Genomic DNA, 22,611 nt, shown 5'->3' on the forward strand with positions numbered 1-22,611 from the left:
TTTTCTCTTCGTGGGTGGTGGGGGGGGGGGGGGGGGGGGGGGGGGGGGGGGGGGGTGGGGGGGGGGGGGGGGGGGGGGGGGGGGGGGGGGGGGGGGGGGGGGGGGGGGGGGGGGTTGCGGGGGGGGGGGGGGGGGGGGGCGCCCCCCCCCCCCCCCGCGGCGGGGCTTACAGCGCGGCGTCCCAGTCGACGAACTCCACGGTGAACATGGCGGTGGACTTGCGGCCGTCGGGGTGGACGATCACGGCGGTGAGGATCTCGGGGTTGTCGTGGGGTCGGGCGGTGTGCAGGTGCAGTCCGGCCTGTGAGGTGCCGTGGTGGTCGTTGAGCGCTTCAACGGCCAGGTCGCGGACGAGTTCGTTGACGGCGGCCATGTCCTGGCGGGTCATTTCGTGGACGTTGGTGGTCAAGCGCGTGCTCCTGGAGTGAGGCGATGCGGGGTTTGCAAGGGGATCGCTCCCCCTTGCTTACACTTTTCATAGTACAGGATAGTTATTTTTATGTCGATCTCGGTGGGCCGAGGGTTTCGCTCAGATGAGTGGGCCGCGCTGGCCGGTGAAGGCGCGCCAGTCTGCGCGGCGGATCGCCTGCAGGGTGAGGTTGTAGCCGATGGCGAGGCGGCCGATGCAGGGCGGCCCGGCGGGTTCGTTTCTGCCGGTGAGCACCACCCATTGGGCGCTGATGGGCTTGCCTCGCCTGCGCTGCACGTCGAGCACCTGCACGTAGACGTTGTCGAGATCGAGCAGGTGGCCGGGCTGCAGGGCGGTGGCATCGAGTGTCACGGTCGCGGGCGCCGCCGGCATGGCGTCGCTGGAGGTCATGGGCACATCGTGTCGCAGTGCGGGCACTGCTCGGGCTCGGAGCCGTCGGGCGCGACGTAGACGTGCACGCCGTAGGTACGGCAGGTGAAGGCGACCGGGTTGTCGCCGCAGCAGGACGTGTACGGGGGGTCCTCGATGAAGGTTCCGCCGTCGAGCAGGCCAGGGTCGGCGGTACCGCATGTCGGGCAGGCGGGGTCGCGGTAGGGCATGAAGGCTGTCGGGAGTTTCGCGGTGGCCGCCAGCAGGCGGCTGGCAACTGCCGGCGCGCTCGGAGCTGGGGCGGCATGCATGGGACCTCGTCCTTTCAGGGGCTGCACAAGCTTCCCCTTGCGCTTCTTTAAATAGTACATGATAGTTATTTCATCGTCTATCCGATCGGTAACGATACGTGACGATTTCATGCCCGCTGCCGCGCATCGGCAGCTGGTAGCGCCATGACGACCAGGAGGAAGCCCATGCTGACAGAGCAGCACATCAGGGAGCGTCTGCGCGCCCACCCCTGCGCCGCGGGGACGGTCCGGGAACGCCGCAGCGTGGTCGCCGTGTACGGGCTCCAGCTCGCCGCCGGTGAGCACGCGTGGCAGCCCGGCGCGTCGGCGCCGCACGCCGGGCCCGCCTACGTGATCTACGAAGCGCACGGCAGCGCGAACACGGCGGTGACGAGCTGGGTGGCGGCCCGCACTGGGCAGTTCCGGGACGAGCGGCTCGCCGTGGCGGCGGCCGCGCGGCTGGAGGCGGCCGGGCTGGCCGTCCGGCTTCGGCCGGTCGGCGGGCCCGGCGTGGATCATCTGGGCCGGTTCGTCGTCATGGAGGTGTTGGCGCTGGCCGACGAGACGTTGCTGGCCCTGGCCGCTCGCGCCGGGGGCGGCGTCACGCCGGACTGCGACTCGCCTTCTTATTAACCATCCTGTATGATTTTCTTGTAGTCAGGGAGCGGCGGTTCGCGCCCGACCCATCCCCCATTTATCGGCACCCCTCAGGAGCGGTAACCATGCCCTTCATCGGCGGCCAGCACCCTCACGACGACGACTTCGACGACGAGTTCGGCGACGCCTTCGACGAGTACGCCCACGACATGAATATGCGGGACGTCGGCGGGGCCGTGGACGGCTTCGGCAACGTCCACAGCGACGCCGATATGGGCCTGTGACGCACCGACGCGCAACAGCCTGGGCGGGGCAGCCGCACGAACGCCGCTCCGCCCACCGCAAACTCACCTTTTATTAATCATCCTGTACTATTTTCTATGTATCGAAGAGTTCCCCGCTTGCCGTTCGTCAGGAGCCCCCGCCATGTACGCGCCTCTCACCTTCCAGGGCCACACCGCCGCCACCAGCCACGGCATCGCGCTCCTCGAAGAGGCTGCGACGCGCTGTCTCCAATCCACCATCCCCGACCGACTCGCCCACGCCGAGCGGCTGCAGAAGGCGCTGACGACGCCCACATGGACGCCGACTTTCCGGGAAACGATCGACCTTCTCGTCGACGCCGTGTCGGGCGCGGAACTTGAAGGCAACACCGGTGTACGCCGCTACAGCAGCCCCGAGACGCTGCGCCACCTGGTCGAGATCGCCCGCCCGTAACTGACGGTGGCGGCACGGCGTCCGTGCCGCCACCTCTTCCCCAGCACCGCAACCGTTCGCCGCCCTCGCTCGAAGGACCTCGCTGTGACGTCAGCCTCGCCTGCCAAGCCCGCCTTCTACGTGCCCAGCCCGCCGCCGCCCGGCGTCGTGCTCGCCGTGCCCGCCGCGATCGCCGACATCTGCCAGGAGGCACAGACCGCGATCGCCGCCGCGCTCGAAGAGGTCGGCCTGTCCGTCGAACGCGAGACTGGCGGTGTCTACGTCACCGTGCAGATGCCCTCCCCGAACTGGAGGGCCGTGGCGTTCTTCCGGCTGGGACGCCCCGGTTACACCTCCGAGCTGCGCTTCTGCCTGACCTCGCCCATCTGCAAGATCACGCTGACCGAGAAGCCGGGCCGATACGAGAAGTTCGCCGGCGCCATCGCCGGATGCCTCGCCGGTTGGCGCTCTCTCGCCCGCTGAACGCCCGCACCTGGGCAACCCGCCCCCGCTTTCCGAAGGACACCGCATGAGCATCGAGACGCTGCCCCTGAAGGCCAACGGCCATCTGCTCCTACCATCCGGCAAAGACGAGATCGAGGTGTTCGTCGACGGGGACATCACCCCTTTCGTCATCAGCACCTACTTTTCCTGCGCCGTCTGCGCCCGCCGACCCGAGTACCGGATCGCCGCGGACGCCGTCCACGTGCAGGACCCGTGCCCCTTCCCCGATGGGGTCACCATGACGATCACGCTGCAGGTCCCGTCCGGCAAGCTCCTCATCGCCGATGACCTTCGCGGCGTGTACAAGTATGACGACACCGGCATGGCCAGCCTGAACACCGCCCTCGGCAAGAGCCAGGCGGTCAAGGCGATGGCGGAACTCGGCTGCGCGTACGGACCCGCTCTCAACTGTCACCTGGGCCTGTACCCGACCGGCGACGGCACGTACGTCATCGCCACCCCGGCCTACACCGAAGACGACCACCCGCGGTTCCCGGACAGCGCCGACCTGGCAAACATCTGCACGGAGTTGTGGGCGTTTTGCATGGCGGACTTCGACGACTGGCGTTCGCGCGGCGGCGACCCGTCCACGCTCGACTGGTCCGACACCGTCGTAAACGTGCCGGCCGGTGCATACAAGGTCACCTACCACGGCGCCGAGCGCGTATTCGAGCCTGAGTCGAAGGACGACGTGATCTGGGCGCACATAGAACACGTCGCCTGACGCCCGCCCGCTCGAACTGCCGAGCAGCCCGGCCGGCTGCACCTGAATCCACCCCCGGTTGCGGGAGCCGCACAGCCATCCGGCTATCGCAACCCCACCTGGAAGGGAACCCGTGAGCTACCTCGAGCAGCGCAGGCAACTGGAACGCCGCCGCAAGAGAACCGACTCCCTCGTGGTGACCCTCGGCTTGATGTCCGTCGCCGCACTCATCGCCTACGGCTACTCGACGGACTGCGACCACGTCGAAGAGGTCACCGCGGTCTGCGTCGCGGCCAGCCCTGCGGCCGACGGCTCCTACCAGGTCGTCCAGGACAACTACTGCGGCTCCCACGGCGCCTACCACTACTACTACGGCGGCAGCGCGACCGGCGGCTATGCCCGCGGCGGCACCATCAACCGGCCCCCGACCAGCGTTCGCGTCATCACCAAGTCCGGCACCCTCATCCAGCGCGGCGGCTTCGGCGGCCGCGGGACCAGCGGGTCATGACCGCCGCGTCGCTCCCCGAGATGGCCCGCAACACCGGCGGACACTCCGCCCGCTTCATTCCTCCGTTCTCGAAAGGACATCATCATGGCCGTCCCGCTCCTGTTCACTGACCAGCAGTGCACCCCGTCGGCTCCGACGGACTGGCGCTTCCCTCTGGACGACGCCCCCCGCTGGTCCAAGGCCGCGCGTACGCTCGCCGAGCACGAGGAGACGCTGCTGGCCGGCCTTGCCTCCGTTCACGCCCAGGCAGACGCCACCGCGGCGCTGTATGAGACGGCGACGCTGGCGGCCATGCTCGCCCACGAGGGCCATCCCGCGGATGTCCCTGACCGGGAGACGGTCGTGGCGGCCTATCGCGCGATGGTCGCCGACCGTACGGACATCCCGGAGACGCTCGCCGCCTTACAGGAAGCCGCCGCGCGAGAGCAGCGGCTGGCCGAGCGCCTGAACGCGCTGCTGGACGACGGCGAGGGCGCCGACCGGCACATGAGGGCCATTCTCAAGCAGGGCTTCGCCATGGCCGAGGACCTCATGCGGGAGCTGGAGCAGTTGCTGCCCCGGCAGCTCGCCGGAGCGTGGGCGGCCCGTGTCGCGACCGCGCACGTCGAGCACGGCGCCGACATCGCCGCGGCGGCCCGGGCGCAGCTGCGGCCAGCGGCCAAGGCGCTGGTTCACCTGGTGTACGCCGACGGGCAGCAGCGCGGCGTCATCGCGCGGGAGGCCGCGCGAGCGAAGGGTGCGCTGGCGTTCTGCCAGGCGGTGATGGCGGCGCTGGAGCTGGAGGCGCTGCCGATGCGGTGGACCGACCTGTAGCGGCCGGCTGATGACTTGGGTCGCGAGTTCGGGCGCACGCGGAGGAGCCACAGGTGAAGGCAGGCCCGTCATACGTCCAGCTTCAACGAGCCGGGCGCGGTGAGCGCCCACCTGCCCCTGGACCCCGCACTTGCGATCCAAATAACCATCCTGCACCTTTTTACTTGTCAGACCGGGAAGACGTTGAAGGGAACGCATCATGAGCAGCACCGCGTACGGCTCCGTGACGGAATGGGGCGCGGGCACGGGCAGGGCGCTGATGACCGACGCCATTCAGGCGCTCGCCCCACTGCCGCTGGAGACGCAGCGCAAGCTTCTGGCGGACACCGCGCTCGACTCCTACCTGCGCGTCAGCCCGCACATGATCGCGCCGCTGCTGCGCGGCATCGCCCTTCAGACGGACGAGGCCCTTCTGAAGGAGGGCGAGGAGATCGCGCGGATCGTCGCGGACGCCCTGAAGGCCGCCTTCAACTAGCCCTCCCCCTGAGCGGTGCGAGGCGGCGACGCACCCGCCGTCTCGCACCGCTCCCCCGTTTCGAGCCCTCCCGGAGGCACCCCCATGACCGAGCAGATTTCCCCTATAACCCCGGCTGCGGCCGCCGCCGCCGCCGCTCGCGAGATCGAACGTGCGGGCAAGCACTTCCGCATCACGCGCGGGCAGATGGCCGAAGCGCTCGACGACGGCGTGCTACTCGACTACGTGCTTCTCAAGAACGCGCTGGTCGCGCAGGCCAGGCACATGATCTGGGCGGACGTCGCCGAGATGAGCAAGGGGCGGGACGGCGACCTGGTGGCGGCCATGCGCGAAGTTCGCGCGAAGCAGCTGCGCAACGTCCTGGCCGGCCACGACAACGTCGCGTCCGGCCTGGCCGACGGGCTCTCGCGCGTGCGCGACCAGGCGCGGCGTGACTTCCTGCGGTTCACCGACCGGCTGGTCACCTGACCGGCCCGGGGGCAGGCAGCGACGCACCCGCCCCGGCACATCACCCCTCCGAGAACGACCCGAAAGGCTCCCCCGCGCTGTGTCCCACCATCCGCACGCCATCCTCTACTACGGCTTCAACCTCAGTGACGGCATCGCATGGGCGCTCGAGGAGGCCGGCGAGTACGGCGACCTCGTCTTGCCATGGATGCGCACCGGCGACGAGTCCGCCGATGAGCGCGAACGCCCGGACATCCCCGAAGACGACGACGGTGACGACGACGACGGAGACGCGGCTGACTTCATCACCCAGGCGAAGGCGCGCCTCGTCGCCCTGGCCCCACCCGAGTACGCGAACACCGACCCTGACGCCGTCCTGCGCGAGCACTACGGCGTCAGCCTCACCTACTACGACTACTACTCCGACCGCACGTACTACCTCGCAACCCACGTGGTCGAGATAACCGGCGACCACAAGCCCTGGCTGGTAAGCGCAAAGGGGATGGTCATGCGGCCGGAAACCGAACGGTGGGACGACAAGCTGCGCGTTGTCCTCGACGCCCTCCAGATCACGCCGACGCAGGCGCTGCCGTCGTGGGTCCTGCACGCCTACATGCCGGGCTGACCGTCCACGCCCGCCCATGGCCCGCTACCACCAACGTGCGGGGCGGGCCGCCCCTCGCAAAGCCACGAACGAAGGTATGAACGCAACGATGGCCCGATCCGTCATGTATTACGGCATCCACCTGGGCGACCCTCACCGCTGGCGCTTCACCGCTCCCGCGCCGCGCTGGCTGCGCGACGGCGTCGAGATCGTGCCGGAGGACGACGTCGACGACAACTCATTCGCCTGCCAGGCCGAGGCCCGCCTTGCCGAGCTCGCCGACCAGGCCGCGCCGGTTCCGGACTCGAAAGCGTTCGTGCGCCGCCGGTACGGCGTCGAGTTCGGCACGTACGGCGCACCAGCCGGGTTGTCCGCGTTCGTGGCCACGTACGTGCTCCGGCACGAATGGGACCTCGACCCGATCGCCCTCGATGCGGCGTGGATGGCGCGGGCGCCGCAAGACGGGCAGTGGGACGAGCTGCTGCAGGCCGCCTTGCACGCGCTGGGGATCACGCCGGAGCAGGCATCGCCAACGTGGAGCATGTGCACGCGGCTGGGTGATTGACTTTGATTGGAGCCCGTTGATGAACAAGGAGTGGATCCAGCTGCTGGCCGACCTTGTCTCCGTGAAGGAGGAGGCGCTGGTGGCCGCGCTCGGCGAGCTGGTCTCGCAGGGGTATGTGAGGCGGGTGGGCAACGCCCATCTGTTCGCCGACCTGCCCAAACCGGCCGACGCCGGCGTGATGGCGCTGAACGCGGCCAACGAGCGCCTCCGCGCCCGGGCCGCGCCCATGCCGGCGCCATTTCCGGTACGGCGCGCGCCGCGGGTGAAGGCGCAACAGGTGAGGACATGGAGGCCACGCCCGTCGGAGCGCGCAAGCGCCGTACTGCGAGCGATCGATGAGGCGGTCGTAAGGGATGACGACTGGGAGCAGCGGCACATCCCCGGGCAGAACTGACGCAGGCGAGAGGGGGTGCTGCAGGCGGGAGTCCCACCTGCAGCACCCCCTCTGCTTTGCCGTCACCGCCCGGACGGCCGGGTTGTATGAGCGTTCGCCCCTCTTCTCCTTGCATCATTAATTAACTTTCCTGTACTGTTTTCTTGTGAGCAAGAGGGATTCTCTTGCGATGCCTCCCAAGGAGCCTCCATGATCGACAGCCGCCTTCCGGCCGCTATCACGCCGTTTCCGCCGCCTGGCGGATGCCGCTGGTGCGGCGCTCAGAAGCACGGCGTGCGGCGCGGCGACTGGCCCCATTTCTCCAGGTGGTCGCCCGAGCGCGGCTATCACACGTGGGAGCCGCGCAGCCTCGACCAGATCCGCTCGTGGGCGGCCGCCCGTTGGGCGGAGCGGCGCGCCCGCGCCGCCGCCCAGTAGCCCCCGACATCGTGTGACCCGACGTTCTTGGAGTTCGCTGTGTACGACATCTACGCCCACATGGTCGACCTGCCCGTGGCGCGGCAGCGCCTGGCCGCCACGACCGTCCAGCCGTCGCGTGCGCATCTGGTGCCGACGCGGCAGTTGTGCGACCTGATCGTCGCCGCCGAAACGGTCGCGGACGAGGGGGAGCCCTGCGAGGCCGCCGCCGCCCGCGTTGTCATTCGCGTCGTCGGCGAGGCGCTGGAGGATCGCGACCGCTTCGCGATGCGGCGGTGGGCGAAGGCAGAGGTCGCGGTGTGGCAGATCTTCGCGATGGAGGACCTGTCCTGCCCGTGGCGGTATCCGAAGCCGCCGACGCGTATTGCTCCGCACCGCTTCTACAACGTCGCCTGACCTCCCCCGCGTCGGCCGCCCCCCGTCCGCAAGCGGGGGCGGCCTCGCCCGCCGCCGCTTGCGGCACCGCCGACCCCGTTCCTCTCTCCCCCGATCTCCTCGAGGAAGGATCACCGACATGCCCACTGGCCGATCTCGCCGCCCGCCGGGCCCGCTGACCCGCCGAGCGCTGCCCGTCGGGGCGCGCAAGCCGCGCCGGTTCAACCTGGACACGCCCGAGGCGTGGTCGTACATGAGAAGGGAAGTCGACGCCGAACGCCCGCGGGTGGCGGAGGCGATCGCCGCCATTCACCAGCGCGCCGACGCCGACGCCGACGGCATGACTGCGGAACAGCTGAGGGAGGCCATCCGCTCGTTGGACGCCGCGGCGTCCGTGCTGGACGACGCGGACCGCGACGCCGCCATGGAGGCGCTGCGCGATCTGCTGGTGCGTCTGTCCGGCGTGACGATCCGGCTCGGCGGCATGGAGCGGTCCGCGCGCATCGAAGTGGAGCTGGCCGCCGCGATGAACGCGTTCCTCGACGACGGCGACGCCGCCGATGCGGACATGGTCGCCCTGGTGACGTCGGCCCGCGGCGTGGCGATGGCCGATCGCGTAGTCCGCGGCTGGGCGAAGATCGCCGTCCGGCAGTACACCGCCATGCACGCGCACCGGGTTCTGGACGCGGCCCGGGCCAGCAAGGACGTGTTCGAAGCGGCGCTGCAGGAGACGAACGGGCACGCGAACGACGTGCACTTGCGCGCCACCATGGCCCAGCGCTCAAGTGGCGGGCCCGCGCGTGCGGCGAGGGATACGGCACGCGCTCGCGGGGCCGAGCTGTTCGCACGAAAGGTCATGGCCATCATGGGGATCGGCGATCACCCGTGGCCGACCGGCTGGCTTCCCCGCGGCGCGTAGGCAGGCAGCGCGATGGGCCGTCGACGGCAATGGTCGGCGGCCCATCGCGCGTTTGATCTGATCAGGCCGGGCGGCGGCAGACGGGGCAGGTCGCGTAGGCGACGAAGACGTGCTCCCGCGCGAGGAGTTTCCACTCCTCAGGGGTCATGTCGTCCCATTCGGGGGTGACCTCGGCCATCGTGCAAAGCTTTGGCCCGTGGTACCAAGCTTGCGGAAGTCCAGCAACAGCGCCCACGCCGCTCCGGCGCAGCAGTTCGCGCTCCGACCGGCGGCGAGTCACGCTCAAGGTCGCGTTGTGCCTCTTGTGCGTGGCTACCTGCACAGCAATGACGACAGGGGCTGGCCTGCCATCCGTGTCCAGCGGCGGTGTGGCATCTACGAGGCACAGCGGGCATCGCGCTCGGGCGTCGTACTTTCCGAGAAGCGCAGAGATGAGGGTGGACCCCACCTTGCACGGCAGGCATCCGCACCTGGCGTCCGGCGTGTGGTGACTCATGTAGACGGACTGCTGACCAGGGTACGTCCTGCCGGGAAGCACGGGGCTGGGCGTGAGGTCGGCCGAGGCCGGCGCGGGTTCGTTGTTGGTGGTGGCCAGCGCAGGTGCCGGCGAACGCTTGAGCATCTTGCCGACGGCGACGGCGGGCCCGCCCGACAGATGGACGGCGAACATGGTGCCGCGGACGAGCCGGGTGAGGGGCAGCCCCTCGGTGCTGCGCAGCTCGTACAGCAGGTCCGGGATCAACTGCTCGTCGAGGATTCGCTGGCGGGTGTAGTCGGGGAGGTCGCGGGCCATGCGGTGCAGCAGCCACAGGGGAAGGCGTTCGAGGCGGGTGGCCGCCTCCTGCTTGATGAGGTCGCTGCAGGTGGTGCACACGACGGTGAAGACGGCGACGACGGCGAACGTGACGGCGCCGAGCAGGTAAACGAAGCCGGTCAGGAGAAGCTCGTTGATCACGCGCGGCCGCCGTGGCTGGGCCGGGTGGAGGGGGCCTGCGGCGGGCAGGCGTCGGTGCGCACCTGGAATCGGTCGCGTGCCTGAAGGTAGCCCTCGGGCGTGAGGACGAAGCCGCGGCGGCGTGGCCGGCCAGCTTTGACCGGGTCGATGTCTTCGAGGTGTCCGTCGATCCAGCCCTGGCTTTCGAGGAAAGCGAGGATCGGGTACATGGTGCCGCTCTTCATGCCGGTGACCTTCATGAGGTCGTAGCCGTAGCGGGCCCGGTTGGGATCTTCGTAGAAGAGACGGAAGACCTGTGCAGTCCTGGGGGCCAGGCCGGCCCCGTCCGTTGGCATCACGACCACATGCTGGGGCGACGTGCGCGTTTACGATCTTCGCGGCTATTTCGGGCGCCCTGGCGTAGCCGCAGCCCGCCCCCTTTGGCACGCTATTAACTGTCCTATATGATTTTCTCGTGACACGAGGGATGTTCTCGTGTCGGCCCATCCACAGGAGGAACGCATGCAAGTTGCCGCAGCCATCCCCACCGTCGATGTGGAGTTCGAGCAAACCAGCGGCGACGCGCTGTTCACCTGGACTGATCCGGGGACACACGGCGACACCGCCGACCAGTACGAACTGGTGTGGAACGAGGACAACGGCCGCGTGCACCTGAACTTCGCCCTCTGGGACGCCGGCGAGCGCGGCTACCGGCTGGCCGGTCCGCGGCCTCTGCACAACACCGGCGGCCCGCGCCGTCTCGGCGACGTCTGGCCGGTGGTGCGCCGCTTCGTCGCCCTCGGCGACTGGCAACTCGGCCACGCCGGCAACCCGTTCAACCGGCTCGGCGGCATCCTCGACGCCCCGGCCGGTCCGCTGTGGAACGTCGGTCTCTCGTGCTGACTTCCCGCCCGCGAGCTGCCCCATGCGCAGCGTGGGACTCGCACGGGCCGACCTGGGAGGAAGACCAGTGACCCACCCGCCACCTACTGGGCAGCGCGTCCGCGTCCTGCTGGAGTGGTACGACCCGAACGCCTTCCACTCCCTTGCGACCGTGTACGCCTGGGCGCGCGAGGCGGAGCTGTCCGACCGCTACCCGGGCGCCGTCGTTGCCGTCTACGTCGAGCAGAACCCGCCGCCGGACGAGGTGCAGGGACTGCCCGCGACCGTCATGTAACCCGCCCGGCGGGCGCCGTGCTCGTGGCGGTGCCCGCCGGGCTTCGTTCGTTCGAAGGGAACCTTGGTGCCTGTCCGTTCTGCCCGCGTGCCGGGCGAACAGGCCGAGCCGGACATCAGCCGCCTCGGGCTGGACGCCGGCGCGGTGGAGTGCGGTCACGGCTGTCGACGACTCCTGTGCCACCTCTGCCATGAGCTCGTGTGCGAGCTCCGGCATCGGGAGGAGCGCGGGTACGGCTGCCGGTCCGGCAGCCATGACACCTGCAGCGGGTTCACTCCGCCGTTCGACACCTACCGGTGCGACTGCATGTGCCACCGCCTGTTCTGGCCGGAGTGATTTCAGGAACGAGAGTTGGACCCGGCCGGGAGAGTCTTCTGGCCCCACCTGTGCTGGTTTTGGCGGACTTGATCGGGAGTGAGTCTTGGCCCACCAAACGGAGCCAGCAATGCTTCCCCGAAGCCAGGCCGAATCTCCGGCCCTCACGAATGACCACGATCTGACAAGGAGCGAACCGTTCATGACCATGACCGCCGAAGGTGCGGCGCCGGAGTCTGAGGACGTCGAGCGCATCGTGTGGACGCCCGGCAAGTACGACATCTGGGAGGGCCGGGTGAACGGCGTCAAGCTGTTCGCGATAGCGCCCGGCAGGAGCCGGTGGCTGCTGGTGACGCTGCTGCCCGCCGTCATCCTCGAACCGGACGTTCACGAGGACGCGAACGAGCTGCGCGCCAGCGCCGAGCGGGCGATCAGAGCGCATGTGCACGCGCTCGGGGCCGCGTTCGTACCGGCGGTTCCCCGGCCGCGGGCGAGCTGGTCGCGCCGGGCTGATCCGGCCTGGTGACAGCGAAAGGCCGGCGGCAGGAAATCCGCCGGAGGCCTTTCGCGTTCGGGCTGGCCGCTGGAACGGCGCAGGCCCTGTTCGACCGGGACGCTTCAGTGGCCAGTCTTGTGTGCCCTACGGGCGTGGACGGTACCGGCCGGTGCGTGCGGCCGCAACGCCGGGCCTGGCCGGGCGGGCTGTGGACGTAAGTCGGACCCCCTATCCCGGCGGGCCCTCTGTAGGGGATGAGACTGCTCCCTTCGCGCGAGCGCGCGTGGGGGAAGGGGGAGAGATGCCGAGCGGCGAGCTGGGCGGCGACCGCCCGGCACTCGCCAGGTGCGGACGCGGACGCATGAGCGGCGTGGGGGCGCGGGCGGGGCGGGCGTGTGGCGTTTCCCCTGCTCGTGTGTGGATTTGCCTCTTCAATTAACATTCCTGTACTGTTTGATGTGTCCGAACGGGAGGGGTGCGATCCTCCCGCCAGATCCAGGAAGGGCCACACTGTGAAGGCTTTCCGCACCACCGCCGCCGCGCTCCTCGCGCTGCTGGTCACCTTGACCCTCGCGCTCGCGATCACGGCCACCACCGCCGCCGCCGCGACCACGCCGAGCGGCACCCTCACCCTCAACACCGCCACCCTCAAGCAGGGCGGCACCGTCGAAGCCGTAGCCGTCACCGTCGGCACCTGCACCGCCGAAATCTCCGCCATCGCCCCCAACGGCGACAGCGCCCCGCTCGGCACCAGCCCCGCCGACCCCCTGTGCAGCGGGGTAACGTTCGCCGTCTCCTTCACCGCCGAGCAGGCGGGCACCTACACCGTCCGCCTGACCAGCGACGGCGCGAAACTCGACACCGCCACCGTCACCGCCACCCCGAACGCGACGGCCAACCCCACCCCCAACCCCACCGCGACCGTCACCACCACCGCGACCCCGACCAGCACCCCCACCGCCACCGTCACCGCCACCCCGACCGCAACCCCGACGACCACCCGCACCGTCACCGCCACCCCCAAGCCGAAGGCGACCACGAAGGCGACCACGAAGGCGAGCGCCAAGCCCGCCCCCACCGTCACCGAGACCACCACCACCACCAACCCCAACCCGTACGGCTACGCCCCCGCCGTCAACAACACCCCCGCCACCAGCGACAACACCGCGACCATGCCGCCCGCCGTCGTCGTCGCCGCACCAGAAACCACCGCCCCCGCCCCCGCCCCCGCCCTCGACCCCGCCGCCATGGCCACCACCCCCGCCCCCCTCAACGCCCTTAACCTCATCGCCTACACCATGGCGGGCGCGCTCCTCCTCCTCATCGCCCAGAAAGCAGCCACCCACTACCGCAACCACAAGACCAAGCAGGACAACAAGGAGGACAAGAACAAGGAGACCAAGAAGGAGGACCGCGACGAGGACGCCCCCACCGCAACCCTCTAACCCGCCCCGCCCCCGCCCCACAGGGCGGGGGCACCCACCCCAAGCCCCCGCACCCACGCAGGCGCGGGGGCATCCTGTTGCCTCCCGCCGCGAGCCTCGCGCCTGACATCACGGGCGAGGCTCGCGGCTTTGCCGTGTCGGCCGCCGCTGGTGCGTCGGGCGCGCTGTACGCGTCTGTGAAGCGGGCACCGCGCGGGCGCAGGGTGATCATGAACGGGCGCGGCAGCGGCGCGCACGGGCGCGTACAGCGCCGCCATGGTGGCGCGGTCGTTGGGTCGCGCGGCGTTCAGGTTGCCCATGCGGAGGCAGACCACAGGGCAGCGACGAGCGGGGGCGCGGGGGGAGGGACCCCGCGCGGTTCGGCTGCCCCGCTGTCGCTCGTACACAAGGGCGCGCCGATGGGCAGCCGAGACGGCAGGGACAGCGCGCAGCGACGCGCACTGCCCCCGCCACCGTGGCGGCGCGCCCGCTCGGCACGCGCCCGCCATGCCCGCCGTCCCGCGCATCCCACCGCGCGGCGGACATGCTGCGCGGGGCGCGCCCTCGAGGTCGGTTGCGCACCGGCAGGGTTCGCGAGCTGGGGGGCTGCGCTGGTCACGGCTGGCGCAGCCGGGCGGACGGCCAGGACCCCGGCGCCAGCTGGGCGCCGCCCACCGGCGAGCTGCCGCCGGCCGGTCCCGGTGCCCGGCCGGACGCCCGGCGCGGTGCCGGACTGCTCGCGCCAGTTGCTGGGCGCGCTCGCGCGGCGTCTGATGCGGGCGCGGGTGTACCGTCTGGCCTGCGGCTTTGCGGGTCGGTGAGTAGATTTGCCTCTGTTTTTAACAGTCCTGTACTGTTTTCTTGTGCTCAGGCGGGAGGGGTGCGATCCTCCCGCCCCGATCCAGGAAAGGGGCCACCGTGGCCTTCCGCTCGTTCTTCATCTCCCTGACCCTCGCGCTCGCCGCGCTCGCCGCCGCCCGCTATCTCCCCGACCTCGCCACCAGCGGCGGCACCGACGGCGGAACCGCCGCCATGGCCGCCGCCACCTTCAGCCGCGCAGTCGTCCCCGTCGTCCTGCTCACCTTCGCCGCCGCCGCCGCGCTGTTCGGCATAGCCGCCACACTCGACCCCACCAGCCACCGCAACCGCCGCCGCGCCTGACCCCGCCACCCCCGCCCCGCGATAGGGGCGGGGCACCCACTCCAAACTCGACACTTAACTAACTATCCTGCACTATTTTCTGCATGGAGACGGGGGGCGCGATCCCCGCAGATGACCAGGGAGAGAAACCGTGAGCGACACCGTCACCGTCATGACCGCCTACCTCCGCAACGAGGTAGGCGAGAAGCGGTCACAACTTCCCGGCATGCGACTGCTCGCCGAGCACGCCGCCGCCGTCGGCGAGCGCCGCGCCGACCACGCCGCCGCCGCCGCGCGGCTCGCCGACGCCTCCAGCGGCACGATCAGCCCCGGCGAGGCGGACGCGCTGATCTTGTGGATGCTCGCCAGGCCGAGCGTGACGGACGGCTTCCACTCGCGGCCGACGCTCGGCCTGCTCACGCGGGTCTGCAACATCCCCGCCCCCGCCACCACGTAATCGAGCGGGCGCGGCGGGGGAAGCCCTGCCGCGCCCGTCACATCGCACCCACCGAGAGAGACAGGAGCGAACACCCGTGAACAGCAGCCTGAACAACGCGCCGATGGCCGGCCGCGTGCGCGACCACGAGGTCTGCTGCCCCGGCCACGACCCCATGTTCAGCCGGTCCCCCACCGGCCGCCGCTACCGGCGCAAGTGGGTCCGACTCCAGCGGCGGCGCGGCAAGCGCGACCTCGCCCGGCTCATCGCCGACGAGGACGGCTGACCCCGCCCGCCCTCGTCAACGCAGAATCGACATGAAATTAACTATCCTGTACTATTTATAGAGAGAGAAGGGGATGCGATCCCTTCTCTGTCAATCCAGGAGAAACCATGTTTGACCTGCTGATGAACGCCGCCGTGACCTTCTACACCACCCCCGCCTACGTCATCGGAGCCGCCCTCTTCACCTTCGCCACCATCACCGCGACCGCCCTCATCCTGCGCCGCGAGAGCCGATAGCCCGCCCGCTGGGGCGGCGACGCACCCGCCGCCCCAGCCCTCACCCCGACCAGCACAAGCCGACCCGCTCAACACCTGAAGGAGATCAAGCACCATGCCGAAGAACGCCACCCCCGACACGCCGACGATGAGCCTCAAGGTTGACGACGAAGTGCGCGTCATCGACGTCAACGGCGCGCGGATGGGGCAGCCGAAGGACGGCTGGGTCGGCAAGGTTGTCAAGGTCGGCAGAAAGCTGATCACCGTCAGATATGGCAATTACGACGGGTACACGCAGGTGTTTCGGCGGGAAGACGGCTCCGTCAACGACAAGTACGGCCACCAGCGGATCGAGACGCCCGAGCAGGCCGCCCGCAGGGTACGCAACGGCGAGATCCACGCGACCCTTCGCGGGCACGGCATCAACCTCGCCTTCGGACACCGCCTCACGGACGAGCACCTCGAGCAGATGGCCGCGCTCGTCGGCACCTTCACCTGGAACGGCTGACACCGCGCCCCGCGCGGCGCGCACCCCGCTGGGCGGCGACGCACCCGCCGCCCAGCGCCGCCTTCCAACCAGCCCCCAGCAGGCTCAAGGAGAACCGCGACACGCCAAGACACGACGCCGACGCAGAACCTCAAAATCGGCGATGACGTCCGCGTGTTCGACACCGACGGCGCCTGGATGGAGCAGCCGCAAGACGGCTGGCCGGGGAAAGTGACCAAAGCCGGCGACGAGCACCTCACCGTCGAATACCTCATGTTCAGGCAGACGTTCCGGCGAGACAACGGCCGCGCCAGCGAAGCCTTCCGCCGCCAGTGGATCGAGACGGCCGAGACAGCCGGCCACAACGCACGGCGCAGCGCCGCCGCCGCAACACTCCGCAAGCACGGCATCCGGCTCGACACCGGCCACCGCCTCACCCTCGAACGTCTCGAACAGGTGGCCGCCCTTGCCAGCACCCCCACCAGCAGCTGACGGCAACCGCCCACCTCTCCCCCATCGAAAGCGACCAGCATGCCCGCCCTGCCCGACAACGCCACCCTCACCTACCATCGCGCCCCGTCCCACAAGCGCAACGGCGGAACCGAGGCGCTCATCATCAGCGCCCACCACGCCACCACAGGGCGGCTGTGGCACCTCCGCTTCACCAACCGCACCGGCGGCTGGGGGCCGCCGCTCAATCTCGAAATGACCAGCAGCAACTTCACGGCCTGGGCCCAGCTACCGGAACTGTTCGCCGATCTCGCCAGCAACGACACCGCCACCCTCGACGACGTCGCCCGCATCCTCGACGAGCTCGGCGCCACCGACGAAACCGCCAAGCACGCCCGCTGGCGCGACGACTTCGACCGCTTCACCGACGAGGAGCACGAGGCGTTCGACTTCAGCTTCGGAAACTGACGACAACCCGGCCCACGCCGTCACACCCGCCGCCACACAAGGACCATCGTGCGCATCTCACCGAACAACCCCACCAACACCGACCGCAGCCAGCGCGGCGAAACCGCCCTCGCCGCATACGCCGTCATCGCCCGAGACCCCGAAGACCGCGGCCTCGACGGTGGCAACCTCGACGAGATCGCCCGCGACACCATCACCGACCTCCTCCACCGGCTAGCGCGCGGCCGCGTCCACCCCGGCGCCATCCTCCAGGGGGCGTACGAGCGCTACCAGGAGGAAGCGCTGCGCGACAACCCAGGCGCCGAGCCGGTCATCGCCTACCCGCTCAGCTGCCGGTACTGCCGGGCCGACCGCGGCAAGCCGTGCCGCTGGGGGTGCAAGTCATGGGAGATTAACGGCGACAACCGCCACACCGCGCCCGCAACCACCACCCACTTCCCATTCAATTAACTATCCTGTACTATTTTCTTTGTAAGCGATGGGGATCGGAAGGGACGACGACATGACCCCCGAAACATTCGGCCACTGGTTCTACATGATCTTCTGCGGCGCGTTCATCCTCGGCTTCGGCGCGTACGTCCTCTACTGGATCGGCTACCTGCTTCTCGCGCTGACCGCCGCCCTCGTCGAAGGAGCCAAGGCACTCGCCACGGTCACCCTGCGCCTCACCCGCAGGATTCGCCCCACGCGCTCCTGACCAGCCGAACAACGGCGGGGGCTGCCACCGCCCCCGCCGTCCCTCTCTTTGCCCTCGACGGAGAACCCACCCCTCATGCCCCACACCGACGACATCGACGACGACCCCGCTGGCATCATCGACCCCGCGACCGGCCAGCCCCGCCTGTGACTGGCAGGATCGGCTATCCAAAGATGCGGAAAGCCCGTGTCACAGTCCCCTGATGGGCGCCCATGGACGGCGTGTCGCTGTGAAGGAGCAGCCCCGGTTCGATAGGTGTGAGGCTCATGATGAACTTGCGTTCGGACGATCAGCGGCGCTCGGAATCTCCTGCTGAGCGACGGCGATATGCCCGATACTGGTTGCGTTGCGCGGGGGTGACCAACCCGACGCCGAAGCTGGTGGCGGCCGTGGTTGAGCACGCGGGCAGTTGTCCGGGCGGTTCCTGGAAGTCCTTGGCCGTCGAGTGCCTGGTCCGCAAGGGGATCATGCCCACTCCCGAGACCATCGACGACAAGTTGGCCGCTTGGACAGCGTGCCTGACCGAATATGCGCGACGCGCGGGGGAAGCCCAGCCGGAGGAGTGGGCTGCCAAGGTCATGCAGATTGGACGTGGCCGCGGCCAGCGCGTGATCAAGCTGCCGCGTCTGGCCGTGGCGATGGCTTGGCTGGACATTCTGGGGCAGCCGGTGACCCTGCTTCAGATCGATCGACTAGCGCCGTGGGTTCAGCGCATCGGCCACGTCACCCGCCGGGAAGTACTGGCCTGGCAGGCGGTGGTCAGCCGCGGTGAGCTGCCCACTCTGGAGGCCGTCGAGCAGGAGGCCATGGTTCAGGGATCTCAAGTGCCTGACGATCTCGCTGATCGGGAAGACGAGGTCGTCGCGTTCGTCGCGAAGTTTGTCGCCCGACGCAAGATCGGCCCCACCTGGCAAGAAGTCGGGGCGACCTTCGGGTGGTCCGGCCCTAGGGTCAATGCGGCCATCCACCACCTGGGCGAGCGCGGCTTGCTGTCTTTCACCGAGACTAAGAGGTCCCTGCGCCCCGGGCCGCGCAGCATCGTGACCGCCTCATAGTGGAGGTGGTCGACGCCGCCGGTGACGGTGTGACGAGCCGTGAGCGAATGTTCATAGGCACTCAGCCGCTGGACCACGTGGTTCCTCGCCGCTGAACTTCTGCCGCGTAGGCGGCCCAGGAGGTGCCCGTGCGGGAGCTCCAGCGTTCGGCGGTCTTCGCGCTGAGGCCGAGCAGCCGCTGCAGGACGCCCGCGGGGATCTGGGTGGTGAGGTCGAGCAGGGCAGCCTGTCGGCCGGGGACCGAGTAGATGCCCAGGTCGCGGAGGAGCTTGCCGAGGTGAGTGGGACTGATCGGCCGGGCGCTGTGGGCGCCGGGGAAGAGCCATGGCGAGGTGTCGTCTCGCCCGACCACCACGTGGCTGCGGCGCGTGCCGAGGTGCCGGCGGACGAGATCGGCGAGCGGGCCGGGCAACAGGAGCGGAGCTTGCCCGAAGCGGACGTGAATCTCGTGGTCGTGGACGATGAGATGGTCGGTGGTCAGCGGCTGAGCATAGAGCAGGACGAACAGCCCGGCGATGCGCTCCCGAACCGGGATGGTGTCGTCCCCGAGCAGTTGACGGGCCAGCGCCCACCGGGTCTCTGCCCCGAGGGGATCGCGCAGGGTCCTCTTCTTCCAGTCCGGAATCACGATGCGGTGCGCGTGCTGGTGCTTCACGGCCCACTGCACGAAGGCGCGGGCTCGATGACGCGTGCTGTTGCCTGCGGCAAGCCAGCGATCGATGTCGGACTGGCGGCAGGCGTCCAGCGCGATCTCCTGCTCATCGAGCCATCCAAGCAGCGCGAGCGTCGCGTTGAGCACGGACCTGATGGCGACGACCTGGGTGTAGTTCGCCGGGCGGCCGCCGAGCCGTCGTCGCAACGGCCCGGTCTGGTTCCAGGTCATGAACGTGCGGAGCATCTTCCTGCGCCCGGGGAGGGCATGTTCCAGCTTGGCGTTGATCCACCTGTCAAGCGCCGCGAGGTGCTCATCACGCGCGGGCAGGAGCCCGACCTTGACCAGGATCTCGCGCAGGTGAAGGCCCGCCCGGCTGGAGAGCCGCTGTTCCAGCGCTTCGTGGCTCAGCGGGCAGGTTCCGGCGGCGATCTCGCGCAGGATCGTGGCGCCAGCCGACTTGTCCAGCCAGGCCAGCATCGCGTCTGAACGCGCGTTGACCAGAGCCTGCTGAAGAGGCTCGAGCTCGGGCCGGAGCGTTCCGTCAGGACCGGTCAGAAGGTCACGGGTGCGCTCGTCCACCACGCAGCAAGCACAAAGCCCGAAGTGGTGCAGCCGTTCGACGGCACCACATCTCGAGCAGGTCTTGAAGGAGATCGGGTCCCGTTCGTAGCAGGTCTTGCAGAGGCGCCCCTCAGGGGTTCTGGCAACGGTGTGGAGGGTCTTTCCGCAGCGGACGCAGGGCCACTTCTTCTGGCTGCATGCCTGGCATCTCGGCATCCCCGTCGATGCCGCGATGCAGGGCCGCAGCTTGCCGCAAAGGACACAGATCGCCATCCCCGGGCGGTGACACGCCTTGCAGAGCGGACCCTCCGGGGTGCGCTGAGCGACGTAGCGCATCTCGTGACAGCGGACGCACTCCTCCTGCAGCAGCGGATCCTGCCGCCAACAGCGGTCACAGAGCGGCTGGCCGGCCGCGTCCCGGCCGGCGGGCCGGTCCTGCTTCCCGCAGGCCGAGCATGTCCGCGGACCTGCCGCCCTTTTGTAGCAGGCGGCGCAGATGCGCAGGCCGTCCTTGTTGTGCGCCAGCGGGCGATCCCCGGCGCAGCGGGGACAGGGCGGCATGACGACGCGCGCGGCCCCTCGTATGAGCAGCTCGGCGATCAGTCGGATGAGGCGGGGTGAGCCGTGCGCGGCCTCACCGGTCAGCAGGCTGGGCCGATCCTCCAGCTCCCAAGCCAGCTGCAGCAGGTGGTAGGGCTGTTTGGACACCTTCATCACGGCCTCGCGCAGCACCTCGCCGGACAGGCCCAAGGGGTGGTTCTTCAGGTTCGCGCAGACCAGGTCCACCGGGTCGCCGTCGAGACGTGGCCGGCAGCTTCGGCAGACCAGCGCGCCTTGACGGTTGCGGTGGCCGAGGAAGCCCGGGCGGCCGCACTCCGCGCAGGTGGTTCCCTCCAGGCGGCGCTTGGTGTCGCAGGGATAGCAGATGCGGGTGGTCCCGTCGCGTGCTCCCAAGGGCGTGGGCTTGCCGCAGCGTGGACAGAGCGGAGCGACCACCCGGCGGCCGCCGGCGGCGAGCAGCTGGTGGATGAGCTTGTCGACGACGATGGGCCCGTCGGGGCGGCCGCAGGTCAGCAGTTCCGGCTGAGAGGTGACCGCCTGGGCCAGGCGGCGCTGCATCGCCCTGGTGCTCGCCGCGCGGCGCACGGCGTGGTCGATGTCGGTGCGGCCCAGATCTGGTTCAACCCGCATCACGACGTCGACCGCTTCGTGCAGGGCTTGAGCGATCGGGGTGGGCGGGGCATCACTTTCGCGCATGGCGTTCGGCCTCGGTCAGCTGACGATGTTGGCCCGCTTGGGACGCAGGTCTCCGATTCCGGCCTCGGCGCCCGCCGCCTTCCTGCGCGGTTGCGCTGCGGCGCCCGCCTCGATGGGCTCGATCAAGTCCTCCATCGAGCAGTCCAAGATGTCGAGCAGCGCCATGAGCACCTTGAGGCTGAGGCGTTCGGGCCGCTCGGTGACCAGCCGATAGACCTGGCTGCCGGACAACTCGATGCCGCGTTCGGCCAGGAGCGGGCGCAGCGCCGCAGTGCTGAACATCTCCTGGCTGGCCATGACCTGCCGCAGCCGCCAGCGGTAGTCGAGCTTAGCTGTCATGATCGTCCTCCAGGGCAAGGGCCCGGTCGAGCGCCTTGCGCATCATGGTGTTCATGAAGTCCTCGCTGACCGAGGTGTAGATCGCGGTGCTGGACGCGTACTCGTGGCCGGCCAAGGCCTGCACGAACTTGGCATCCGCGCCGTCCTCGATGAGGTGTGTGATGAACGAATGCCGCAGACAGTGCGGCACCAAGTCCGCGGGCAGGTTGAGCGCATCCCGATAGGCGGCGAAGCGATCGTTGATCTCCCGGCCTCTCAACCGGCCCCCGCGCTCGGTCACCCAGACCGCGGGGTGCTCCTCCAGGCCGAACTTGGGGCGGACATTGGTCAGATAGTCCTCGACGACGGGCACCGCCCAGGGCATGACGGTCGGGATCGTCCGCCGCCGCCATGGCGACCCGCTGGTGCGCTTGCCGTAGCGAACGTGCAACAACCCGAAGTCGCCGAGCTCCGGCGCGTGCGCGTTGCGGCGGAAGTCGACGATGTCCAGCCGCGCCGTCTCGGTGCGCCGTAATCCCCAGGCGTACATGACCTTGAACAAAGTGGCGTCTCGATAGGCGGCCAGCGCGCCCTTGCGCTTGAGCTTCACCGCCCGATCGACCTGCTCATCGGCGTAGTCGAAGAAGCGCTGCAGTTCCTTGCGGGTGAAGGGCCGCCGCCCGGCCTTGCCCTCGTAGGCCACCAGGTGGGCGACGGTGTTGAACTCGTGGCAGATCTGGACCGGATGTGTTCCGAACCGGCCGACGCACTCTTCACCCCAGCTGTAGTTGGGGTCGATCAAGAAGTCGCAGAACAGCCGGATGGCCTGCTGGTAGTTACGGATGGTCGACTCGGCCTTGTCCTCCTCGGAGACCAAGGTCGTCATCCACTCGTCCATGTGCCCGGCTGTCCATGTCCACGGGTACTCGTTGGTGAACGCCATGAACTGTCGTACGCGACCGATCCGGTCGTTGATCGTCTTGGCCTGAAGGTTGCGCCCACCCCGCTGCTGGCGCTCCCAGCCCCGCAGCATCGCCTCGAAGACAGCATCCTCCGGATGCAGCAGATGGACGCCCTCGACGAGCTCCAGCCGAGCCGAACCGATCGGCTCCGAAGGGTTCCGAGGCACCGCAT

Annotated in this window: 38 protein-coding genes; 29 read left to right on the top strand and 9 right to left on the bottom strand. The window is 69.3% G+C overall.

The features are described from left to right. Nucleotides 1–166: 166 nt before the first annotated feature. The 3 genes from AB0F17_RS34145 to AB0F17_RS34155 all read right to left on the bottom strand — a co-directional run bounded on the left by AB0F17_RS34145 (nucleotide 167) and on the right by AB0F17_RS34155 (nucleotide 1,110). Entirely contained in the window at nucleotides 167–409 is a 243-nt protein-coding gene (locus AB0F17_RS34145) for a hypothetical protein (RefSeq protein ID WP_358031382.1), read from the bottom strand. 120 nt (nucleotides 410–529) lie between these two features. After that, on the bottom strand, nucleotides 530–820 hold the full coding sequence (locus AB0F17_RS34150) for a hypothetical protein (RefSeq protein ID WP_358031383.1): 291 nt from the start codon (nucleotides 818–820) through the stop codon (nucleotides 530–532). After that, on the bottom strand, nucleotides 817–1,110 hold the full coding sequence (locus AB0F17_RS34155) for a hypothetical protein (RefSeq protein WP_358031385.1): 294 nt from the start codon (nucleotides 1,108–1,110) through the stop codon (nucleotides 817–819). The genes AB0F17_RS34150 and AB0F17_RS34155 overlap by 4 nt, the downstream gene beginning before the upstream one ends. 165 nt (nucleotides 1,111–1,275) lie before the next feature. On the opposite strand from AB0F17_RS34155, the gene AB0F17_RS34160 reads away from it, so the two are divergent. The 12 genes from AB0F17_RS34160 to AB0F17_RS34215 all read left to right on the top strand — a co-directional run bounded on the left by AB0F17_RS34160 (nucleotide 1,276) and on the right by AB0F17_RS34215 (nucleotide 7,395). Next, nucleotides 1,276–1,722, top strand: a complete 447-nt coding sequence (locus tag AB0F17_RS34160; RefSeq protein WP_358031387.1) for a hypothetical protein — start codon at nucleotides 1,276–1,278, stop codon at nucleotides 1,720–1,722. An 89-nt stretch (nucleotides 1,723–1,811) separates the two neighbouring features. After that, on the top strand, nucleotides 1,812–1,970 hold the full coding sequence (locus AB0F17_RS34165) for a hypothetical protein (RefSeq protein ID WP_358031389.1): 159 nt from the start codon (nucleotides 1,812–1,814) through the stop codon (nucleotides 1,968–1,970). 142 nt (nucleotides 1,971–2,112) lie between these two features. Continuing rightward, nucleotides 2,113–2,403 carry a hypothetical protein gene (locus tag AB0F17_RS34170; protein WP_358031391.1) on the top strand — a complete coding sequence of 97 codons (291 nt, stop codon included), beginning with the start codon at nucleotides 2,113–2,115 and terminating at the stop codon, nucleotides 2,401–2,403. 84 nt (nucleotides 2,404–2,487) lie between these two features. Next, the gene (locus AB0F17_RS34175) at nucleotides 2,488–2,865 is read left to right on the top strand and encodes a hypothetical protein (RefSeq protein ID WP_358031393.1); all 378 of its coding nucleotides are present in this window, start codon (nucleotides 2,488–2,490) and stop codon (nucleotides 2,863–2,865) included. Between the two features lie 46 nt (nucleotides 2,866–2,911). Beyond that, nucleotides 2,912–3,610 (top strand): hypothetical protein, encoded by a 699-nt coding sequence (locus AB0F17_RS34180; protein WP_358031394.1) that lies wholly within the window; start codon nucleotides 2,912–2,914, stop codon nucleotides 3,608–3,610. Between the two features lie 112 nt (nucleotides 3,611–3,722). Beyond that, a complete protein-coding gene (locus tag AB0F17_RS34185; RefSeq protein WP_358031396.1) occupies nucleotides 3,723–4,097 on the top strand; it encodes a hypothetical protein in 375 nt (124 codons plus the stop codon). Nucleotides 4,098–4,181: 84 nt separating this feature from the next. Continuing rightward, nucleotides 4,182–4,910: a hypothetical protein gene (locus tag AB0F17_RS34190; protein ID WP_358031397.1), complete on the top strand. Its 729-nt coding sequence runs from the start codon at nucleotides 4,182–4,184 to the stop codon at nucleotides 4,908–4,910. A gap of 199 nt (nucleotides 4,911–5,109) precedes the next feature. Further along, a complete protein-coding gene (locus AB0F17_RS34195; RefSeq protein WP_358031399.1) occupies nucleotides 5,110–5,385 on the top strand; it encodes a hypothetical protein in 276 nt (91 codons plus the stop codon). 84 nt (nucleotides 5,386–5,469) lie between these two features. Beyond that, complete coding sequence (locus AB0F17_RS34200; RefSeq protein ID WP_358031400.1) at nucleotides 5,470–5,853, top strand: hypothetical protein; 384 nt, start codon at nucleotides 5,470–5,472, stop codon at nucleotides 5,851–5,853. Nucleotides 5,854–5,932: 79 nt separating this feature from the next. After that, the gene (locus AB0F17_RS34205) at nucleotides 5,933–6,457 is read left to right on the top strand and encodes a hypothetical protein (RefSeq protein WP_358031402.1); all 525 of its coding nucleotides are present in this window, start codon (nucleotides 5,933–5,935) and stop codon (nucleotides 6,455–6,457) included. An 88-nt stretch (nucleotides 6,458–6,545) separates the two neighbouring features. Further along, a complete protein-coding gene (locus tag AB0F17_RS34210; protein WP_358031403.1) occupies nucleotides 6,546–7,001 on the top strand; it encodes a hypothetical protein in 456 nt (151 codons plus the stop codon). Between the two features lie 19 nt (nucleotides 7,002–7,020). Continuing rightward, nucleotides 7,021–7,395, top strand: a complete 375-nt coding sequence (locus tag AB0F17_RS34215; RefSeq protein WP_358031404.1) for a hypothetical protein — start codon at nucleotides 7,021–7,023, stop codon at nucleotides 7,393–7,395. A 326-nt stretch (nucleotides 7,396–7,721) separates the two neighbouring features. Here the strand turns inward: AB0F17_RS34215 and AB0F17_RS34220 are convergent, their stop codons facing one another. Beyond that, a complete protein-coding gene (locus AB0F17_RS34220; RefSeq protein WP_358031406.1) occupies nucleotides 7,722–7,862 on the bottom strand; it encodes a hypothetical protein in 141 nt (46 codons plus the stop codon). Here AB0F17_RS34220 and AB0F17_RS34225 point away from each other — a divergent pair. Together AB0F17_RS34225 and AB0F17_RS34230 are read left to right on the top strand one after the other, a co-directional pair. Continuing rightward, on the top strand, nucleotides 7,852–8,208 hold the full coding sequence (locus AB0F17_RS34225) for a hypothetical protein (RefSeq protein ID WP_358031407.1): 357 nt from the start codon (nucleotides 7,852–7,854) through the stop codon (nucleotides 8,206–8,208). The two genes, AB0F17_RS34220 and AB0F17_RS34225, sit on opposite strands and share 11 nt — an antisense overlap. A 118-nt stretch (nucleotides 8,209–8,326) precedes the next feature. Beyond that, complete coding sequence (locus AB0F17_RS34230) at nucleotides 8,327–9,106, top strand: hypothetical protein (RefSeq protein ID WP_358031409.1); 780 nt, start codon at nucleotides 8,327–8,329, stop codon at nucleotides 9,104–9,106. Between the two features lie 61 nt (nucleotides 9,107–9,167). Here the strand turns inward: AB0F17_RS34230 and AB0F17_RS34235 are convergent, their stop codons facing one another. Beyond that, nucleotides 9,168–10,061, bottom strand: a complete 894-nt coding sequence (locus tag AB0F17_RS34235) for a hypothetical protein (protein WP_358031410.1) — start codon at nucleotides 10,059–10,061, stop codon at nucleotides 9,168–9,170. Further along, complete coding sequence (locus AB0F17_RS34240; protein ID WP_358031411.1) at nucleotides 10,058–10,399, bottom strand: PadR family transcriptional regulator; 342 nt, start codon at nucleotides 10,397–10,399, stop codon at nucleotides 10,058–10,060. Before AB0F17_RS34240 ends, AB0F17_RS34235 begins: the two co-directional genes overlap by 4 nt. Before the next feature lie 163 nt (nucleotides 10,400–10,562). Between AB0F17_RS34240 and AB0F17_RS34245 the strand changes: the two genes are divergently transcribed. From AB0F17_RS34245 to AB0F17_RS34315, 15 genes are all read left to right on the top strand, one after another. Then, nucleotides 10,563–10,943: a hypothetical protein gene (locus AB0F17_RS34245; RefSeq protein ID WP_358031412.1), complete on the top strand. Its 381-nt coding sequence runs from the start codon at nucleotides 10,563–10,565 to the stop codon at nucleotides 10,941–10,943. A 67-nt stretch (nucleotides 10,944–11,010) separates the two neighbouring features. Beyond that, nucleotides 11,011–11,217, top strand: coding sequence for a hypothetical protein (locus tag AB0F17_RS34250; RefSeq protein WP_358031414.1), 207 nt, complete (start codon nucleotides 11,011–11,013; stop codon nucleotides 11,215–11,217). A gap of 66 nt (nucleotides 11,218–11,283) precedes the next feature. Then, nucleotides 11,284–11,553, top strand: a complete 270-nt coding sequence (locus tag AB0F17_RS34255) for a hypothetical protein (protein WP_358031416.1) — start codon at nucleotides 11,284–11,286, stop codon at nucleotides 11,551–11,553. Between the two features lie 181 nt (nucleotides 11,554–11,734). Continuing rightward, nucleotides 11,735–12,058 (top strand): hypothetical protein, encoded by a 324-nt coding sequence (locus AB0F17_RS34260; RefSeq protein ID WP_358031417.1) that lies wholly within the window; start codon nucleotides 11,735–11,737, stop codon nucleotides 12,056–12,058. Nucleotides 12,059–12,540: 482 nt separating this feature from the next. Beyond that, nucleotides 12,541–13,473 (top strand): hypothetical protein, encoded by a 933-nt coding sequence (locus AB0F17_RS34265; RefSeq protein ID WP_358031418.1) that lies wholly within the window; start codon nucleotides 12,541–12,543, stop codon nucleotides 13,471–13,473. An 897-nt stretch (nucleotides 13,474–14,370) separates the two neighbouring features. Beyond that, nucleotides 14,371–14,613, top strand: a complete 243-nt coding sequence (locus tag AB0F17_RS34270) for a hypothetical protein (RefSeq protein WP_358031419.1) — start codon at nucleotides 14,371–14,373, stop codon at nucleotides 14,611–14,613. A 130-nt stretch (nucleotides 14,614–14,743) separates the two neighbouring features. Further along, nucleotides 14,744–15,049, top strand: coding sequence for a hypothetical protein (locus tag AB0F17_RS34275; protein ID WP_358031421.1), 306 nt, complete (start codon nucleotides 14,744–14,746; stop codon nucleotides 15,047–15,049). A gap of 76 nt (nucleotides 15,050–15,125) precedes the next feature. Continuing rightward, a complete protein-coding gene (locus tag AB0F17_RS34280; RefSeq protein ID WP_358031423.1) occupies nucleotides 15,126–15,314 on the top strand; it encodes a hypothetical protein in 189 nt (62 codons plus the stop codon). A gap of 107 nt (nucleotides 15,315–15,421) precedes the next feature. Continuing rightward, the gene (locus AB0F17_RS34285; protein ID WP_358031425.1) at nucleotides 15,422–15,550 is read left to right on the top strand and encodes a hypothetical protein; all 129 of its coding nucleotides are present in this window, start codon (nucleotides 15,422–15,424) and stop codon (nucleotides 15,548–15,550) included. A 94-nt stretch (nucleotides 15,551–15,644) separates the two neighbouring features. Further along, on the top strand, nucleotides 15,645–16,037 hold the full coding sequence (locus AB0F17_RS34290) for a hypothetical protein (RefSeq protein WP_358031427.1): 393 nt from the start codon (nucleotides 15,645–15,647) through the stop codon (nucleotides 16,035–16,037). A 153-nt stretch (nucleotides 16,038–16,190) separates the two neighbouring features. Beyond that, nucleotides 16,191–16,508, top strand: coding sequence for a hypothetical protein (locus AB0F17_RS34295; RefSeq protein WP_358031428.1), 318 nt, complete (start codon nucleotides 16,191–16,193; stop codon nucleotides 16,506–16,508). 39 nt (nucleotides 16,509–16,547) lie between these two features. Next, a complete protein-coding gene (locus AB0F17_RS34300) occupies nucleotides 16,548–16,934 on the top strand; it encodes a hypothetical protein (RefSeq protein WP_358031430.1) in 387 nt (128 codons plus the stop codon). A gap of 48 nt (nucleotides 16,935–16,982) precedes the next feature. Next, nucleotides 16,983–17,384, top strand: coding sequence for a hypothetical protein (locus tag AB0F17_RS34305; RefSeq protein ID WP_358031432.1), 402 nt, complete (start codon nucleotides 16,983–16,985; stop codon nucleotides 17,382–17,384). A 52-nt stretch (nucleotides 17,385–17,436) separates the two neighbouring features. Beyond that, nucleotides 17,437–17,631 carry a hypothetical protein gene (locus AB0F17_RS34310; protein ID WP_358031434.1) on the top strand — a complete coding sequence of 65 codons (195 nt, stop codon included), beginning with the start codon at nucleotides 17,437–17,439 and terminating at the stop codon, nucleotides 17,629–17,631. 266 nt (nucleotides 17,632–17,897) lie between these two features. After that, nucleotides 17,898–18,686: a hypothetical protein gene (locus AB0F17_RS34315; protein ID WP_358031436.1), complete on the top strand. Its 789-nt coding sequence runs from the start codon at nucleotides 17,898–17,900 to the stop codon at nucleotides 18,684–18,686. 61 nt (nucleotides 18,687–18,747) lie between these two features. Here AB0F17_RS34315 and AB0F17_RS34320 read toward each other — a convergent pair whose 3' ends face one another. From AB0F17_RS34320 to AB0F17_RS34330, 3 genes are read right to left on the bottom strand one after another with little or no spacing between them, the layout of a single operon-like run. Continuing rightward, on the bottom strand, nucleotides 18,748–21,159 hold the full coding sequence (locus AB0F17_RS34320; RefSeq protein WP_358031438.1) for a hypothetical protein: 2,412 nt from the start codon (nucleotides 21,157–21,159) through the stop codon (nucleotides 18,748–18,750). Between the two features lie 15 nt (nucleotides 21,160–21,174). Continuing rightward, nucleotides 21,175–21,498: a helix-turn-helix transcriptional regulator gene (locus tag AB0F17_RS34325; RefSeq protein ID WP_358031440.1), complete on the bottom strand. Its 324-nt coding sequence runs from the start codon at nucleotides 21,496–21,498 to the stop codon at nucleotides 21,175–21,177. Further along, complete coding sequence (locus AB0F17_RS34330; RefSeq protein WP_358031442.1) at nucleotides 21,488–22,606, bottom strand: tyrosine-type recombinase/integrase; 1,119 nt, start codon at nucleotides 22,604–22,606, stop codon at nucleotides 21,488–21,490. The genes AB0F17_RS34325 and AB0F17_RS34330 overlap by 11 nt, the downstream gene beginning before the upstream one ends. Nucleotides 22,607–22,611: the final 5 nt, after the last annotated feature.

Source organism: Nonomuraea sp. NPDC026600, from assembly GCF_040638335.1.
GTDB lineage: Bacteria > Actinomycetota > Actinomycetes > Streptosporangiales > Streptosporangiaceae > Nonomuraea.

Excerpts from the sequence above, each read along its gene's own strand:
- AB0F17_RS34195 (WP_358031399.1), top strand. The coding sequence starts at position 5,110 with ATGAGCAGCACCGCGTACGGCTCCGTGACGGAATGGGGCGCGGGCACG.
- AB0F17_RS34190 (WP_358031397.1), top strand. The coding sequence starts at position 4,182 with ATGGCCGTCCCGCTCCTGTTCACTGACCAGCAGTGCACCCCGTCGGCT.
- AB0F17_RS34315 (WP_358031436.1), top strand. The coding sequence starts at position 17,898 with ATGATGAACTTGCGTTCGGACGATCAGCGGCGCTCGGAATCTCCTGCT.
- AB0F17_RS34160 (WP_358031387.1), top strand. The coding sequence starts at position 1,276 with ATGCTGACAGAGCAGCACATCAGGGAGCGTCTGCGCGCCCACCCCTGC.
- AB0F17_RS34300 (WP_358031430.1), top strand. The coding sequence starts at position 16,548 with ATGCCCGCCCTGCCCGACAACGCCACCCTCACCTACCATCGCGCCCCG.
- AB0F17_RS34200 (WP_358031400.1), top strand. The coding sequence starts at position 5,470 with ATGACCGAGCAGATTTCCCCTATAACCCCGGCTGCGGCCGCCGCCGCC.
- AB0F17_RS34220 (WP_358031406.1), bottom strand. The coding sequence starts at position 7,862 with ATGTCGTACACAGCGAACTCCAAGAACGTCGGGTCACACGATGTCGGG.
- AB0F17_RS34245 (WP_358031412.1), top strand. The coding sequence starts at position 10,563 with ATGCAAGTTGCCGCAGCCATCCCCACCGTCGATGTGGAGTTCGAGCAA.
- AB0F17_RS34210 (WP_358031403.1), top strand. The coding sequence starts at position 6,546 with ATGGCCCGATCCGTCATGTATTACGGCATCCACCTGGGCGACCCTCAC.
- AB0F17_RS34325 (WP_358031440.1), bottom strand. The coding sequence starts at position 21,498 with ATGACAGCTAAGCTCGACTACCGCTGGCGGCTGCGGCAGGTCATGGCC.
- AB0F17_RS34290 (WP_358031427.1), top strand. The coding sequence starts at position 15,645 with ATGCCGAAGAACGCCACCCCCGACACGCCGACGATGAGCCTCAAGGTT.
- AB0F17_RS34230 (WP_358031409.1), top strand. The coding sequence starts at position 8,327 with ATGCCCACTGGCCGATCTCGCCGCCCGCCGGGCCCGCTGACCCGCCGA.
- AB0F17_RS34170 (WP_358031391.1), top strand. The coding sequence starts at position 2,113 with ATGTACGCGCCTCTCACCTTCCAGGGCCACACCGCCGCCACCAGCCAC.
- AB0F17_RS34150 (WP_358031383.1), bottom strand. The coding sequence starts at position 820 with ATGACCTCCAGCGACGCCATGCCGGCGGCGCCCGCGACCGTGACACTC.
- AB0F17_RS34310 (WP_358031434.1), top strand. The coding sequence starts at position 17,437 with ATGACCCCCGAAACATTCGGCCACTGGTTCTACATGATCTTCTGCGGC.
- AB0F17_RS34320 (WP_358031438.1), bottom strand. The coding sequence starts at position 21,159 with ATGCGCGAAAGTGATGCCCCGCCCACCCCGATCGCTCAAGCCCTGCAC.
- AB0F17_RS34215 (WP_358031404.1), top strand. The coding sequence starts at position 7,021 with ATGAACAAGGAGTGGATCCAGCTGCTGGCCGACCTTGTCTCCGTGAAG.
- AB0F17_RS34260 (WP_358031417.1), top strand. The coding sequence starts at position 11,735 with ATGACCATGACCGCCGAAGGTGCGGCGCCGGAGTCTGAGGACGTCGAG.
- AB0F17_RS34180 (WP_358031394.1), top strand. The coding sequence starts at position 2,912 with ATGAGCATCGAGACGCTGCCCCTGAAGGCCAACGGCCATCTGCTCCTA.
- AB0F17_RS34165 (WP_358031389.1), top strand. The coding sequence starts at position 1,812 with ATGCCCTTCATCGGCGGCCAGCACCCTCACGACGACGACTTCGACGAC.
- AB0F17_RS34155 (WP_358031385.1), bottom strand. The coding sequence starts at position 1,110 with ATGCATGCCGCCCCAGCTCCGAGCGCGCCGGCAGTTGCCAGCCGCCTG.
- AB0F17_RS34285 (WP_358031425.1), top strand. The coding sequence starts at position 15,422 with ATGTTTGACCTGCTGATGAACGCCGCCGTGACCTTCTACACCACCCCC.